This window comes from Photobacterium damselae subsp. damselae, from assembly GCF_038086725.1.
In the GTDB taxonomy this organism is placed as follows: Bacteria; Pseudomonadota; Gammaproteobacteria; order Enterobacterales; family Vibrionaceae; genus Photobacterium; species Photobacterium damselae.
The window spans coordinates 1,218,452-1,235,482 of sequence record NZ_CP146970.1 but is presented as its reverse complement, the minus strand read 5'-3'; the positions used below and the strand labels follow the sequence as shown (position 1 = coordinate 1,235,482).

Here is a 17,031-nt window from a genome sequence, read left to right as displayed (position 1 = left end):
GAGAGCTTGATGTTCTCTCTGCTTCTTTGCCGTTTTGCGATATCCAAATTTCTTTATCGTTCTGGGATCGAGCTAAGGGAACTTGAATATAACAAAACCAATAATGTTTTAAATCTGGCAGATGCAATAAATGGAGTACCACCATGTCTGACTCAATGCGCGGCACGATTGGCAAATTTGCCTTACTGTCGATGACTTTTGCTGCGGTATTTAACGTCCGCAACATCGTAAACAACAATATCGAACTGGGACTAAGCTCAGCCCCTATTTTCTTATTAGCAACCGTGGTCTATTTTATTCCGTTTGTGTTTATTATTGCTGAATTTGTTTCGGCTAATAAAAACTCAGAATCGGGGATGTATGACTGGTTAAAACAACCTTTGGGCACAAAAGCAGCCTACTTGGGCTCATTCCTCTACTGGTTCGTTAACTTGTTCTGGTTTGTTTCACTGCTCCCTAACGTTATTGCTTATGCCTCTTATGCGATGCTAGGTTATGAGTATGCCTTCTCACCTATGGTAACCTCTGTTATCTCTATGGTGCTGTTTGCTGTAGCTACTCATATTTCAACTAAGGGTGCATCATGGTTAGGTAAGATCTCTGAAATCGTTGCTTATGGTGTATTTGCACTGTTTGCGATTTATGTTTTCGGTGCCCTACTGGCGTTAGGTGGCGATCATACTCCTGCTCAACCAATTACATTAGAAGCGATGGAGCCAACCGTTAACTGGGCAACTCTGGGTATTATGTGTTGGATTTTCCAAGCAGCTGGTGGCGCAGAAACAGCAGCGGCTTACTTAAACGATGTAAAAGGCGGTCATAAATCTTTCATTAAGGTGATCATTGTTGCTGGTCTATTAATCGGTGGTATGTACGCTCTAGGTTCACTGCTGGTTAACGTTTTTGTGGCTCGCGATGCTCTAACCTACTCTGGCGGTATGGTTGAGATTTTCACTGGTATGGCGCAATACTTTGGTATTTCTGAGTCTCTAGTTGGTCGCTTTGTAGGTATCGTACTCTTTATCGCGATGTTTGGTTCGATGATGATGTGGACAGCAGCGCCTGTAAAAATCCACTTCTCTGAAATTCCAAAAGGTGTTTACGGCGAAAAAACGACTGAGCTTAATGAACACGGAGTTCCTGTGCGCGCGGCTTGGTGGCAATTTGCTTTCGTTTTCGTGATGCTAATTGTGAACGGTTTTGGCTCTGAATCTGTACAAGATATGATGAACCAAGCTATCAACCTAACTGCGGGTACTGCAATGCTTCCACCTATCTTTATCATGGTGGCGTACTTTGTCTTCCGTTGGAAACACGATGATACACCACGTGATTTCCGCATGGGTTCACAGAAGTTTGGTATGGCTATGGTATCGGTTCTTATCGCTATCTTTGTGGTAAGTATGACAGCCTCTGCTTTCCCAGCTGGTGTTGACCTAGTTCGTGCATTCTTTATCAACGTATTTATGACTGCGGTATTCTCTGGTCTTGCTTGGTGGTGGATTTCTCGCTTTGAAGCTAAACAAAAAAAGTTAGCGGCAAAGCAAGTACTAAAAGAAGCTAAAGCGTAATCGTTTTACGGCGCGAATCTTGAAATGATAAAGCCCAGTTATCTTATGAACTCATGGAGAGTGAATAAGTGACTGGGCTTATATATTTAATAAATGTAAAAATGATAACATATACTCATGATTTGAAATTTATCATAGCAAGTATTGGTTATCCGTACTTAACCATTCTGTAACTGCGCTATTAAATAGTGACATCTTTTTGGGTATTACTCGTCTTTGAGCATAAACCAAATATAATTTATGTGTTTTAATTGACCACTCTGGAAGTAAATGAACAATTTTATTACTATCAATAAGCTCTTTAACCTGATAATAAGGAACGCTAACTATTCCTAGATCTTGTAAAGCTAATTCAAGTAATGAATGATAAGTATTTGCGGAAACATTTCCTTCTACTTGTTTAATATCATTTATATTGTTTATTTTTGAGAACAACTGAAGTTCATTCCATTTTGAGTTTTGTCCATTTAAAATAAAATTATATTTTTCTAAGTTGTTTATATTGATATGTTTATTATTTTTCGCATAATTATAGCTACATACCAGCACATTTCTAATAAATCCAAGCTCCTTTGCTACAACATCATTCGGTAACTCATTATATGCTCTAAGTGCAATATCAAAGTCACCTATCTCAATTTTTTTCGCTGTAGGTCCAAAGTTTAATTCTAAGCTAATTTCAGGATAGGATTTCTTATAACTAGGAATAACATGACGGCATAACATTGCTCCTAGTTCAAAAGGAGCTGTGACTTTCAAGGAGCCACTTAATTCTTGCGTCATATCTCGGACACGAGTCTTTGCCTCAACGGCTATAGCCTGTATTTCTTTTGCTTTTATATGTAACTCTTCTCCGATTTCAGTTAATTGAATAGATCGAGTGGTTCGATAGAATAACTTTGCATTACAAGAATCCTCTAAATTTTTAATATGACGAGAAACCAAGCCTTTAGAAACACCTAATTCTTTTGCCGCTAAAGTAAAACTTTTCTTTTCTGCAACAGCTAAAAACGTTTGTAAGTATATTAAATTCATTAATTAGCATCATTTAGTAAACAGTGAACTTACTTTATGCTTATTGTATTACCGAGTCAAAAAACATAACCTAAATTAAAGCTCTTAGCTTCAATATGTTTTTTAAATTATATTAAATATTATAATAAACAAGGGGAATATAAATGATCTCAGTCGAGCTATATCAAGGTACCGAAGCTAATGTAAATAGCTATATTTTATCTGATGGCGAAAATATGCTAGTTGTTGACTGCCTACGAAATAGTGAAGAAGCAGAAAAATTAGCCGACCATTTAGAGCAAAAAAATCAAAAGCTCAATATGATATTTATTACCCATGGTCATGCTGATCATTACATGGGATTAAGTGTTTTACATCGTAGATTTCCTAATGTTGAAATTAAAGTGGCAACACAAGAGATAAAAAATGATTTGATTGAGTTTTCACAATGGATGGAATCTATTGGTTGGCTAGACAATGAACCACAGATGAAAGTGAAATCAGAAACGAATCCTAATGGTTTTGATTACAATAACTTAATTACAGTAATAGAAAGCCCTACTATTTCACTTCCATTATCTAAACATCATATTCATTTAAAAGCAGATTATCCTGGAAATGAGTGTGGACATATGACAACAATGACAATACCAGAGCAAAATATTTTCTTAGCTTATGATCTGTTATTTAACAAAGTTCATGCTTGGTGTGGGCCTGGTGTTGATCGCAAAGAGATACATCACTGGATTGCAATTCTGGAAGAAATTTTAATGCAAAACAATATTAGTGATTGGACATTTTATCCGGGACATGGTCAGAGTGGAGATCAGACTTTAGTATCAAATATGATTAACTATTTACAAAAGTTTTTAGATATCACGCAATCAGCAACCACCCCACAAAACGCTATTGATGCAATGATTGCAGAGTTTCCAGGATTTGCTCAAGAAGATTTTCTTCTTATTCATAGTGTTAACAATCATGTTCATGGATAGAGTTGTTTATTTGCTCATGATATAGCAATTAATAATTAAGATAAAAGCAAAAAGCCGCTGAGCATAAAATCAGCGGCTTTTCTAAGTATGGCGGAGAGATAGGGATTTAAATTCCAAAAGGTGTTTACAGTGAAAAACGACTGAGCTTAATGAACACGGGGGTCCTGTGCGCGCGTCTTGGTGGTGGATTTCTCGCTTTGAAGCTAAACAAAAAAGTTAGCGGCAAAGCAAGTACTAAAAGAAGCTAAAGTGTAATCGTTTTACGACGTGAATCTTGAAATAATAAAGCCCAGTTATCTTATAAACTCATGGAGAGTGAATAAGTGACTGGGCTTTTTTGCTTATTGCACACTTTTAGACCAAAATGCTGATATGAGATTTTGACACAACCAGAGATAATATTATGCCGACGACCTTACATCGCATTACCGCTAGAGTTGATATTGAAACACAAGATTTACTGACAAAAGCTACTGCGATATCTGGCATGTCGAGTATTAACTCGTTTGTTATATGTGCTGCAATTGAAAAAGCGAAAAAAGTTATCGAGCATGAACAAACTTTAAAACTGAGCCAAGTTGATGCTACGTTATTGATGAACGCTTTAGACCGCCCTGCAATACAAAATTCAAAACTCAAAGCGGCCGCTAAACGATATGGGGAAAAAACTCAATGATGAATACGGTACTTCTCGATAAAGCTAAGCACATAGAAAAATTGGTCAATAACTGACATGAGAGTGTGTTCAAGCGTCTCAGGCTAAATGATTTTTGGACAATTCCGTATTACGATTTCTGGTGAATATCGGACTCTCAGATAAATTTTGCTAGGACAAAAAGAAAGATCTGACCCCGATCATTGTTAGCCTTTATTTCATAGATATCATTAGCAGTTAATATTAAGGCCAAACATTGCTGTTTGACCTTGGTAAAATCATATCAGCTTTTGACCATTCGAAGACCATCTATATCTAACATATTGTTCAAACTCTGGTTCATCTGCATGTTCTAAAACTATAATTTGTGGTTTAAATCCAATTTTTGGATCTCTTTCAAGTTCATTTAAGAAACGTTCAAAAACCTTGAATATATTTATTACTTGTTTAATATTCTCATCAACTTCTTCTTCACCTAATAACTCTTGTTTATTATTAGAAGAAAATCTTCTTGTTACTTTTGGAAAATATACCTGACTAGGTTGGTCTAGAAATAACATTGCTGGAATTACAGAGTTTGAGCTTGACGTTAGTTTTAAAATTGCCAATAAAACCGCTAGATGACAAGCCAACCAGTTTGCACCGCTGCCCATTTCTGATAGTAGTATTTCTTGATTTTTAAAGTAATAAGCGAATGTAAAATCTTCTGTTTTGAATTTCATTTCACCATTTCGTAAATCATCTTCAAAATCTAAGTCTTTTTTAAGCTCATTCATTGTCTCATTGATAAGTGTATTAGCTTCAGAAAATTTACGTTCAAGACCATAGCCTCGAATCAGTCCGATACAGGTTTCTAACTCATCTTTCATAGCTGAAAGATCGTGGTTAGCTTTTTCAAACTTTTGCCCTTCAATAAAGAACTCTAAGGTGTTCTCTATTCTTCCACGAATATTATTTAGTGAGTCCCTTATATCTAGATTATTTTTAACTCTAAATAATTTTCTTAATTGCCTAATTTCATTCTCTATATTAGCTACAACCTGCTTTTGCTTATCTCGCTTTAAAAGTAATGAGTTAAGAGACTTAGAACTGTCCTGTTTGTAACTACCGATTCGGGACAGTTCATCAAGAAGTAACGCTCTAGAACGCTTAACCTCTTCCACTTTAGAAACAACACTAGTTACTGGTGCACTACATAGCGGGCAACTAACACTGTTTTTGGATATAGACCCATCTTGCGATACTTCTACAAGGCGTGCCATCGAGTTAGAGTAATCTATTGACTCCTCCTCGTTTTCCTTAATAAGAGTTATCAATTGATTACATTCATATAAAGATGTTAGCTCTTTATCTTTTGCTTTCTCTAAGGCATTGATCTGCTTATTGAAATCAACATTTTGCTCTACATTCAATGGTACAGAAGGCAGGTTTCTCGCTAAATTTTTTAGCTTTTCCAGTGATGCATCTTCATCCAAAAATTTAAGATTTAAAACTCTATAATACTGCCTAATTGGTATAAGCAACTTTTCTCTTTTTTCTTGAATACCTAGCAGAGCTTTCTTTTCTTCTGTCTCTATCTTTTTTATTTGTTTTTCTAAATCTTCAGATCTTTTCTTCAATCTATAGTATCTGCTATCAACCCAGCCCATAAATATAGGAAACTGATCAATTACCGTTCTGCTTTTAATGAAGTTATCAAACCTATAAAATAAACTATGTTTATTAGCTATTAAATTTTGATGCTGAAAAAATAATGAAGTAGCATTCCTAATTGAGACTTTCCCTTTATTAAGATTATAATCGTCATCATCATGCAATGATGTATCTTCAACCGATAATCCTAAGTGCTCTTCGAAGTCCTTTTGAACCTCTAGTCTAGTTCTAGTTTTTTTGGACTTAAAATAATTCGAGTTAATTTCATCATCAACATTGAAATCAGCCGAATACTCAACAGAAAAATAACACTTTGTTGGTTGATTATTTGAGCGTCCAATGATTATCTTTTTACTGTTGTGTTCAAATACACAACAGTAAATATCTGTGAAATCAGTAACTTTTCCCACAGGGATTGTAGAGCGCTTTGAAAATAAACAAAAATCTACTATCTCTATTAAAGCACTTTTACCTGTTTTAGAGTCACCTGTTATTATGTTTAACCCTCGATCAAAGCCAAGACGTTTCAAATCACCGTTATGACCAATGAGAATTATATTTTTTAAAAAAGCTTTCATAAATTTTTGACCCTGGATTTAAGAAGAACATTAACATATCCTTCTTTCGCAAAAATGATACCTAAGTTATGAGATGCCTTTAGAAACTCTTTTTTATAGTCATTTGTTATTGATGATTTTTCTAAAGTACTTCCATTCAAAATAAAAGAATCAATTATAGTTTCACAAATTGAACTGAGATAGATTAGCCCATAATTTGTCACAGACTTTGAGTATTGAACTTTATCATTTATGAAAAACAATCTTTCTTTAATTTCATCATCTTTTAGAAATGCAGTTTGAAATGTACTACGAGCATTAGACCTACTCAGCTTCACTCTTAAAACATCATCCATAACAAAAGGAACTACAAGATAAATCAACTCAAACTTTGCGCCTCGTTCATCAATTTGCCTAGCTCCTTCAATAAATGAATATAGTATTTCAGCAATAAAAGAGGGAGAATACTTCAAATCTCTAATAACCTGGGGATTCATTAGTCAACATCCTCTTCACTATATTTCCAAGTATAAGAGGTGTTATTAATAGCCTCGTGTACTTTACCTCTCATGAAATAAGGTTTCGTGCCACTTACCTCAGGCACTTCTAACACCGAACTATTATGAAATTCAAAAAATGCCTCACGAGCTGCCTTATTAGATTTAGATGTGCCTAAATCTTCATAATCTATTTCATAAGCATATTGTCTTTTATAGCCTGTAGCTTTCTCTACTGCATCTACTAAATAGTTATCAATAATTTCGGGCATAATGTCTGGTTTAAGATCTACAAGGCTCTCTTCACTGTTTTTGGCTTTGAAGTAATCATTGAGGGCAACACCTCTATCCCTGCCTTTCAAACCTATATCTCTATATTCTAATAAAAATAAGTAACCGTCAGCATGCTGCTGCTCCGTGTCATACTCCGTGCGGTCTACAGGAAAAGGAATGCTATCTCCACTCCATCTGTTAACTTGAAACTGAAAAGCGTCATCAAAATCATTGATATTAACTTTCCAATGTCGGCGGTCTACGATTGCAATTTTATTAACGTATGAATAAATCCAATGGAAAATGCTTTCTCTGTATGGCTCTAACACGCACTTCAATTTACGATCTTCCAATAAGCTCTTCCATTTCTCTTCTACATGCTCTCGAGATTGTTCAATTGTAAATCTAGACAATATGCTCAATAGCTCAGCATCCGATGCGTCTTCAAAAATTTTGTCATAGAGAGGCTTAATCGAAGATGATGGTACGTGATCCTTTATGATGTCGAGTTTTTCATGGGCACTTCTTGTGTTCCAACTATGGAATATTGAGCTCTCGGAAACGAAAGATGTCGTATGTAATACAATTTGCTCAAACATAGATGAGTCTTCAACCACCAAGTTCTTCAAAGTGTTCCAGAAATCTTTTGAGTTACTAGCTAAGTTATGTTCTTCTAGGTGGTGTTTTACCTCTGTGAACGTCTTACCATCATAGACATCCCCAAAGCACTCTATCCAGATAGTCTCATTGGGTTTTGCATCAAAGCACTTCTCAATGGCGATTAAGACTTGGTAAACATAACCTAAATACTTTGGTGTAGCGTTGTTGGCAAAACCTTTTGTCATCCTGTCGATTACTCCTAGATTTACTCTTCATTAACTTCGCGAGCTAGGAAAAGCTCCAATCTCGTAATGTTCTCGCAACCGACTTCACCACCATACCAAGTCGAAGCAAATAAAATCACGATAATTACCATACGGTTAGAAAGGATTAATTGTGTACAAATACAACGTTAATGCAAGTAAAACTTGTTGAATATTGAGTTGTGTAGTTATGAGACTTTGTAAACAAGGTTACGCTTGTACGATTTTTACATAACTGTAGGGCAAGATATCAAAACTCACGGGCTTAAGTCTTGCCTTTTATCTCTTATTACTTTTTGTATATCAAAGTTGACTGAGTATCATTGTATGATTTGGAGTCGTAACTCACTTTGGGGCAAAACGAGTTACGAAACACCATCTACCTACACTAGTGGACTGGAAGTTAAGAGGCATTCCTCTAGCTCGCAGCTAAAAAATAAGAATTTAACCCCATTGAGATAACCACTACCACATCATAAAAGTGAAGTTGCAATATGAGTGTTGTACTCCCTGCAAGATACGATCAAAACTCAGTAGTTGTTCTAAAAATGATAGAAAGATAGGAATTCCAACTCCACACTAGAAACAACAATATAGACATGAATCTGTTTCAAATAACACTAATAATCATGAAATTTAGAGTTAGTTAAGTTTCATATAGAAAAGCTCATTTGGCTTAACACCAAATGAGCTGACATAACATTAAACTTTAACGTTTATTGATTTATGGTTGATGGGTCAAAAACTCTTGTATATGATGAATTTAATTTTTGTTTATTAGATAAACCAGTTTCTAACGATAAAGTATCATTATCGACAGTTAAGTATTTATCTTCAAAACTATTTTTTAATCTATCTCCATCCCATAACCATTTTTGCGTTAGCTTCAAGCTACAAGATTGCAGCTCTGATAAAGATTCGCCATCTAAACATAATTTAGTATTAGTTGCGCTAACATATCGATTATATTGGTCATAAATAAATGACTGTGATTTACTATTAATATCACATTCAGCAGTCATTACTTTATTGTTGTTTTGGATATCAATACATTTATTATTAAAAGATGCTAGCTGTAAATTTACCGGAGTTCCACCAGTAAATACAGGGTGCTCCCAATCAACAGTAAATGATATTGCCTTATTAACTCTACGAAGAGGCTGATCATCTACACCATAATAAGTCTGATGTGCGCCAATTCCATAAAAATAGAACCACGATCTATTATATAGAGGCATAATGTTAACTGATGAATCTATAGTAAATTGAGTTTTTCCTGTTTCATTAGGAGATGCTTTATATATAACATCAAGTTTAGGAACAAAACTCGCATAACTAAGCGGCTGAACTTTTTTTAGATTCGCAGGATAACCTTCCGACCATACAGGGTTTGTCCACTTATCTAACAGTGACTCAGAGTCAGGATACTGCTCTCTCGCCCAACGGAAAGAAACATTTTGGGCTGAAGTTGAGTTTTTTTCAACTCTATAGTCTTGGGTATTAAAAGATAACGACTTAGATTGACTATAACTAGCATTAGCCTGAAGACTCGCTTTCGGGCCATCTTTACTAACTTCAGCACCACCAGTAACACCAATAGTGAATCCAGAAGATTCATTTATATTATAATTAGAATTAATATTCTCCCGAGGGAACGTTTTTAATATCTGAGCTTTTTTATTTGAAGTAGATATATCAAATAAATAATCTTGAGCAATAGCACTGGCTGACCACTCTCTAGCCCAACCAGATACCACCTGATAATTAGCCCAATAATATTTTTGCGTCAGTGTATCATTTAGATGTATACCGGCACCTGTCGTATTATCATCTAAGCTAATTCGAACTATTTTTGCATCAGGCGTTGCAACGCCATTAGTACCAAATGATAAAGAACGTTCTAATATAACTTGATAAATAAGTGAAATATTACCATTTTTACAAAAAGAACGACTTCCTCTATCCCAAATTAAAGAATTTCGGAAAGTACATTCCTGATCAGTTATTTCTTTATTAACATTAAGATAAAACGAAACATGGGGCAAAGAAATTGATTGATCACTAGTAGCGTTACCTGAACGTAAAGCTAAAGCCATTGGGTATTTAGAGATATCATTAGATCTGGCTTCATGATCTAGGACAGATACCATACGATCATTAGCATCTGCTATCGGAGTATACATTAGTTGATTTTTATAGCCTGTTACAACTATAAAATTACTATCAAATTTTACTCCCATTAAATCCTTAAATTTCTTTTGAAGTTTCTCTTTTTCTTCATTATTTTCAAAAGAAAGATCAAAGATATATTGTTTATCATTATATATTATATCTTCTAATATATGATTGTAAGTTGATATTTCCTCCTGTTTCATATTTACATATACAATACGATCTGGATTTTGCACACTGCTTAATATTGATATAGCGTCTGCGCCCGTAGAATAATTATCAACTTCAGCTATAGCACTGGCAGATAAGCTACTAATACCCAAAAGTATACAACTATATAGTTTTCTAATTTTCATAATATCCCCATATAAACATTTGCGTTACAATATATTTTTTAATAATTAAATATTTTTGTTATAATACTTACACTCTCATATCAAATAACGTATTTAAACCATCGTTTTTTAACTATTTACTCCAGAGAATAAATCCTTTCTTATCTCTATATAACTGATTAGACCCTCCCTAACTCTTCATGACGTTATCCAATATTAAAAATAATATCTCCTCTCTGCTCAGAATTTGTAATTCGATATTACTTTTTTACTATTGAGATCTTATTTGTTTTTCATACTCTAATGAGTAATAAGTTAATAATATAATTAGAACAAAGGTAGTTAGTGTATAGGTTGGAGTGAGGGCTGCTATAACCAAGATTTAAATGAATAACATGAGTAGACATGACAGTCCGAACTATCATTGATGCAAAAAATAGCGAGATAATACAAGTATTGAGTAAGCTTGACATATAATCACCTCACAGCACATGATAATGCTTCACATTACAGTAACGGATGAGCTTATTCTATCTAATATTTGTCGTGATTATGTCAGGTTTTATCATACCTTATTGGTATTCCTGCCTAAACTGATGAAGGACTCCCATTACTAGAGTGCACCGCAATGTATCACTCTAGTCGTTGGGATAACTACTATCACGTAATGAAAATAAAGCAGCAATACAAATGAAACGCACCTTGCAAGATAATTTCAAAACGCAGAAATGCAAAAAGCCGCTGAGCATAAACTCAGCGGCTTTTCTAAATATGGCGGAGAGATAGGGATTTGAACCCTAGATACGCTACAAACGTATGCCGGTTTTCAAGACCGGTGCTTTCAACCACTCAGCCATCTCTCCGTTTTGTTCTTCTCGTAAGAAGTTATGGCGGTGAAGGAGGGATTCGAACCCTCGATACGTTGCCGTATACACACTTTCCAGGCGTGCTCCTTCAGCCACTCGGACACCTCACCACATTGTTGCCATCACAGCTTTACCGTGACAACGGAGACGTAATTTAAAGATTTAGCGCCATGGGGTCAAGGCTTTTTCTTTTATTTTCTTTTAGTTGCAGAGGATTAGATCAATTCGCTTTAATCTTACCCTCCCTGTATGCAGTAACCTATTAACGGTGCGCAAAAATAGTGCTAATTCCTTAACAAATCTATGATTTAACGTTAATCTAACAAGTCAGGTAGAGAATAAGAAAAGGTAGCTTTATGCTTGGTAGACGACTGTTTGTCTTAGTTTGTTTGATGTTCACAATATTAGTGACGGCCCCTGCGCACGCTAATGAGAATGAACAAACATTAAATGACAAAATTGAGTACCTCAATAAACAGCCACAAACTCCCGAGACCATAAAAGAGCTCGATATCTACCTACAAGCGCAAAACCAAGTCGCTAAAGCAAAAGAGTTTAATCGTCTTACCAAGCAGTATGACGACCTGATAGATACCTTTCCCAAACAAGTTGCAGCACTACAAAATAAAATTGATGCCTTCTCTACTAGTGAATTTCCTGAATTTAATCAATGGGACAAAGAACAGCTGACCCTTGAAATTGCAGAACAAGATAATCTTTTACTGCAACTCGAAAGCTCACGTAACGCCCATAAAAATATCTTATTAGAAATCGAACGAGGTATTGATAACTTTACGGCTCAGTCAGATCGCCTGCGTCGCCAACTAAAATCAACCGAATTAGATCTGCAACAAGCTCGCCGTATTAACGATACGAATGCCCTACTTTTGCTTCAAATCAACGAGCAGTATCTCAATAGCTACTTAAATATGCTAGAAGCAGAACAGCTTAGTTCGGGTAATCGCCGTACTTTAGCCAAGCTCCAAGTTCAATACGACAATCAAGAAATTGAAGCGCGCCAAGCGTACCGAAACAATCTTCAAAGTACCTTAAATCGTGTATTGCGAATGGCCAGTAGCGACAACCAAGAGACAGGGACAGAGCTTGAAGAATCCATGAGTGATCAGCCCTTGGTCATTCAACAGTTACTTCAAGCTAATCAGCGCCTTTCAGGGGAGCTAAATAACCTCAACTACCAAAACGAACAAACGCAGCAACAAGCGGTCACCGCCAATAAACAAATTAGCGAAGTAACCAAAACCGCAGACGATCTAAATGCGATGACCGACTTGCTAAAACTGAGCCCAGCGTTTAGTGAAAGCATGCGTAACCGAATTAAAGGGCTACCAAGCAATCCCCCTATTGAAGCGTTAGATAACAGTATTGGTCGCAATCAGCTGAAAAAATACGAATATCAACAACAAGTGGATTCTTTATCTCAACGTCAAAAGCACATTACCAGTTCAGGACTTACCCCAGAACAGCAAGTGATGGCAAAAGAACTCAGTGATGCGAACATCGGTTTATACAGCGACTTAATTGCTGCTTCAGAATCCCTTATCTATCAGCAGGCCGTACTAAAAGTTGCTTATGATAAGTTGAATACCAAATTGACCGACCTAAAAAATCTTGCGGCTAAACGTCTATTTTGGGCGCCGGACACAAACCCTCTCAGTGTTAATTTACTCATCGATACATGGGAAAAACTAAAGTGGTTCTTTTCACCGTCGCAATGGGTCAATTTACTCAAAGCGCCAATGGTCATAAATCACTTCATTTTACTGACTATCATCGTTGTAAGTGGACTGCTGATCAGCGGCCAGATTTGGGCTCGTAAACGTTGGAAGAAATACTTAGAAAAGACCAGCGCCAAGATTGGCCGAGTGACTATGGACAAGTTCCGTTACAGTTATATTAATGTCTTCGTCGCCTTCTGCTTTGCGTGGGTCATACCTCTAGTGATCACCCTATTTGGCTATGGATTACAAGAAGCATGGCAATATCCATTTGTCCATCATCTTGGCCAAGCTATTGTCTACCCTATGGCATTAGTCGTCTTTTTCTTTATTAGAGAGTTGGTACGAAAAAATGGCCTTTTCATCAGTCATTTTGGCTGGGATGACTTTGTTGTAAACCCAACGTTTGCCCATTATCGTCGCTTATTGTGGATTTACATTCCCATGATGGTGATTCAAAACTTTGCTCTCAATTACAGTGATATTGAAGTCAATGGCACTCTGGGGCGACTGGCATTTATTATCAGTAACTGTGCTTTAAGTTATTTCCACTATCGTATGTGGCAACAAAAACTACCAATGACCTATGGTGATGTTCCTGAAGGCAAAGCGCATTTAGGTCATCATCTGTTTTGGTGGACGTTAATCTTAGTCCCACAAATTCTAAACTATAGCGCACTAAACGGTTACTTAGGTTCCTCTCAAGCCATTATGCTGCGCATGGAACAATCGGCCGTACTTGGCGTTGTAACCATGCTGATTTATTACTTATGTAAACGCTTAATGTTGATCCAAAAACGCCGTCTTGCTTTTGAACGAGCGAAAGCCAAGCGTCAAGAGATCATTGCGCAGCGTCAGGCAGAAGTACAAGGTGATAAAGAAGAAAACTTCAGTACCAGCGAAATCAATATTGAGATTGAAGAGCCTGAAATTGACTTAGATAAAATCAGTGCGCAATCGTTGCGTTTACTGCGCTCGTTACTGCTACTGATTTATCTGGCAATGATGGCGTGGTTACTTTCAGATCTCTATCTGGCCACCAGCTCGCTACAAAACGTTACGCTGTGGGATGTAACCAGTAAGATTAATGGTATTGATCAGCTGAGTGCGATTACCTTAAACAGTGTGTTGCTCGCGGTACTAACATTTGGTTTAACCACCATTTTAGCGCGAGATTTACCCGCAGCGATGGAACTGTTGATCTTACAACACTTGGATTTACGCCCAGGAACCGGTTATGCCATCACCTCCCTAACCCGTTATTTTGCGATATTTATCGGTATCATTGTTGGCTCTGGTCTAATTGGTTTTGACTGGAGCAAAATGCAATGGCTTGTTGCTGCTCTCGGTGTGGGTATCGGTTTCGGTATGCAGGAGATTTTCGCTAACTTTATTTCCGGCCTTATCATCTTATTTGAAAAGCCAATTCGAATTGGAGATACCGTTACTATTCGTGATCTCACTGGCATGGTGACAAAAATTCAGACCCGAGCCACCACCATTGTCGATTGGGATCGTAAAGAAGTGATCATGCCTAACAAAGCTTTTGTTACCGAGCAATTTGTTAACTGGTCGCTCAGTGATTCTATTACCCGCGTCAAACTCTTTATCAATGTTGAGTATGTCGCTGACCCTGAATTGGTCACTCAATTACTGTTTGATGCCGCCCATGAATGCCGCTTGGTTCTAGATGATCCAGCCCCTGAAGTCTTTTTCTTAGGGCTCGATGCCAACTGTCAACGTTTTGAAGTTCGTGCTTACGCTGCAGAAACCGGACACCGCTTAAGCTTGACCCATGACTTACACTGCCGCATTAAGAATAAGTTTATGGATCACAACATTATGATTGCTCACCCACAACTGGAAGTGACCATGAAAAAACAAGAACTGCATCCAATGCGAAAGAGTTTCCGCTCACGTAAGGCTTAAACAACAAGGCTTGAAGCTGATAATTCACTTCAAGCCTTTATTTTAACGAGTTTCTTATTACAGCTTTACCACAAAATACGATTGTAGCTATTCAGTAATAGGCAGAACCTGCTTCACGTATTGACCTGGCGCGCTATCGATTACTGGATAGTTTTCAGATCCTGGCGAATAAGGCTCGGCTTGCTCTTGACGATTATGCTGCGATAGCCACTGATCCCAGTGAGTCCACCAAGACCCTTCTGCATATTCGGCATTGGTTAACCACTCATCGGCAGAATCATCTAGATTATCGTTGGTCCAATAACCGTATTTGTTCTTATTGGGTGGATTAACAATACCCGCAACATGGCCAGATGCACCAAGAACAAAGGTTTTATTCCCCCCTGTTAGCAGAGCACCACGATAAGTCCCTTGCCACAGCGCAATATGATCTTCTTTGGTTGAGATAAAGTAGCTTGGAATTTTGATCTTATTCAGATCCATCCATACCCCATCAATCTTCACCCCTTTATCTTGGATTAATTTGTTCTCCAGATAAAAATCTCGTAAGAGGAAATTATGACAAGGTCCCGCCACATTGGTACTGTCGCTGTTCCAATATAAAAGGTCGAAATCAACCGGACTCTTACCCTTTAAATAGTTATCGACATAGTAGTTCCAATAAAGGCTATTCTCACGCAACATACTAAAGGTCACACTTAAACTGCGACCATCCATATATCCCTTAACCTTGTTTTGCTGCTCTATAGCTGACACCACGGTATCATTAACAAAAGCACCTATTTCACCCGGTTGAGAAAAATCTAAAATGGTCGTGAAAAAGGACGCTGATTTAATGCGTTTTTTCATTCGTTTAGCGGCATAATAAGCCACGGTACAAGCCAGCAAAGTACCACCGATACAGTAACCTGCGGCGTTAACCTGCTGTTGTCCTGTGATATCTTCAATTGCACTAACGGCTTTAACCACCCCATCGGTAATGTAGTCACCAAACTCGGTATCCGCTTGAGCTTTACCGGGATTTCGCCACGACATCATAAAGACCGAATGACCTTGCTCTAACAGCCAACGAACCATGGAGTTCTTTGCGGTTAAATCAAGGATATAGTACTTATTAATAAAAGGCGGAACGATCAACAACGGGGTCGCATGAACTTTCTCAGTTAAAGGTCGATATTGAATTAACTCAAACAGATCATTTCGATACACCACATCCCCTTCGGTTGTTGCAATATCATCACCGATGCGAAATGCGTTATTGTTGGTCATCCGGACTTTTAAAATATCAGCACTCGATTCAATATCCTCTTTAAACTTCTCCAGTCCTGCAATGAGGTTTTCACCATTTTGCTCAAGGGTCATCTTAAGCAATTCAGGATTGGTTGCGATAAAGTTTGATGGAGAAAGTGCATTAATGGCTTGACGAGAGAAAAAGCTAATACGTTCTTTTGTCTTCTCATCAACCCCTTCAATAGAATCAATCGTGTCTTGATAGGTTTTACTAAATAGCAAATATGACTGTTTAATAAAGTTATAAAGAAGTTCGTTTTGCCACGCTTCATTGGCAAAACGTTTATCTCCAAGTTCAGCTTCAACCACAGATTTAGATGGATCACTGAGCACCAGATTCTGCCAAATTTGCAGTTGCTGCTCCCACCAATGAGTCTGAACCTTTAACATTGCTGCTGGTTGATTTGCAGCTTGTTCGAAGAATTTTGCGGTATCTTCAAAATTCACTTCTTGCATTGCTTTATTAAGAGGGGAATTTACGGCTGCCTTGTTGGCTTCAAAATCGTGCCACCACTGTTGATTGGTCTCTTGGAGCTTCACAAGGTAGTCCGAGAAGAAGTTTTGGTACATGGGAAAAACTCCTGTAATCGGAAAGCGCCACCGGTCACTGGCGGCGCTGATAAGA

Annotated in this window: 10 protein-coding genes and 2 tRNA genes; 4 read left to right on the top strand and 8 right to left on the bottom strand. The window is 37.2% G+C overall.

Going from position 1 to position 17,031, the window contains the following annotated elements; translation table 11 throughout:
• Positions 1-143 precede the first annotated feature (143 nt).
• Positions 144-1,571 (top strand): amino acid permease, encoded by a 1,428-nt coding sequence (locus WAX86_RS05600; RefSeq protein ID WP_237029352.1) that lies wholly within the window; start codon positions 144-146, stop codon positions 1,569-1,571.
• 132 nt (positions 1,572-1,703) lie between these two features.
• Here WAX86_RS05600 and WAX86_RS05595 read toward each other — a convergent pair whose 3' ends face one another.
• Positions 1,704-2,606: a LysR family transcriptional regulator gene (locus WAX86_RS05595; RefSeq protein WP_341489247.1), complete on the bottom strand. Its 903-nt coding sequence runs from the start codon at positions 2,604-2,606 to the stop codon at positions 1,704-1,706.
• A 143-nt stretch (positions 2,607-2,749) separates the two neighbouring features.
• On the opposite strand from WAX86_RS05595, the gene WAX86_RS05590 reads away from it, so the two are divergent.
• Positions 2,750-3,580 carry an MBL fold metallo-hydrolase gene (locus tag WAX86_RS05590; protein WP_341489246.1) on the top strand — a complete coding sequence of 277 codons (831 nt, stop codon included), beginning with the start codon at positions 2,750-2,752 and terminating at the stop codon, positions 3,578-3,580.
• A 403-nt stretch (positions 3,581-3,983) separates the two neighbouring features.
• The gene (locus tag WAX86_RS05585; protein ID WP_341489245.1) at positions 3,984-4,256 is read left to right on the top strand and encodes a DUF1778 domain-containing protein; all 273 of its coding nucleotides are present in this window, start codon (positions 3,984-3,986) and stop codon (positions 4,254-4,256) included.
• Between the two features lie 257 nt (positions 4,257-4,513).
• Here the strand turns inward: WAX86_RS05585 and WAX86_RS05580 are convergent, their stop codons facing one another.
• The 6 genes from WAX86_RS05580 to WAX86_RS05555 form a co-directional block, all read right to left on the bottom strand.
• Complete coding sequence (locus WAX86_RS05580; protein WP_341489244.1) at positions 4,514-6,466, bottom strand: DUF3732 domain-containing protein; 1,953 nt, start codon at positions 6,464-6,466, stop codon at positions 4,514-4,516.
• Entirely contained in the window at positions 6,463-6,942 is a 480-nt protein-coding gene (locus WAX86_RS05575) for a three component ABC system middle component (protein ID WP_341489243.1), read from the bottom strand. The genes WAX86_RS05580 and WAX86_RS05575 overlap by 4 nt, the downstream gene beginning before the upstream one ends.
• Positions 6,942-8,060: a hypothetical protein gene (locus tag WAX86_RS05570; protein WP_341489242.1), complete on the bottom strand. Its 1,119-nt coding sequence runs from the start codon at positions 8,058-8,060 to the stop codon at positions 6,942-6,944. The genes WAX86_RS05575 and WAX86_RS05570 overlap by 1 nt, the downstream gene beginning before the upstream one ends.
• A 734-nt stretch (positions 8,061-8,794) precedes the next feature.
• A complete protein-coding gene (locus WAX86_RS05565; RefSeq protein WP_252690253.1) occupies positions 8,795-10,606 on the bottom strand; it encodes a leukocidin family pore-forming toxin in 1,812 nt (603 codons plus the stop codon).
• A 751-nt stretch (positions 10,607-11,357) separates the two neighbouring features.
• Positions 11,358-11,448 (bottom strand) — tRNA-Ser (locus WAX86_RS05560).
• 25 nt (positions 11,449-11,473) lie between these two features.
• Positions 11,474-11,561, bottom strand: a tRNA-Ser gene (locus WAX86_RS05555).
• Positions 11,562-11,807: 246 nt separating this feature from the next.
• Here WAX86_RS05555 and mscM point away from each other — a divergent pair.
• Complete coding sequence (gene mscM, locus WAX86_RS05550) at positions 11,808-15,116, top strand: miniconductance mechanosensitive channel MscM (RefSeq protein ID WP_239972074.1); 3,309 nt, start codon at positions 11,808-11,810, stop codon at positions 15,114-15,116.
• An 87-nt stretch (positions 15,117-15,203) separates the two neighbouring features.
• On the opposite strand, the gene phaC is transcribed toward mscM, so the two are convergent.
• Positions 15,204-16,976 (bottom strand): class I poly(R)-hydroxyalkanoic acid synthase, encoded by a 1,773-nt coding sequence (phaC, locus tag WAX86_RS05545; RefSeq protein WP_341489241.1) that lies wholly within the window; start codon positions 16,974-16,976, stop codon positions 15,204-15,206.
• Positions 16,977-17,031: the final 55 nt, after the last annotated feature.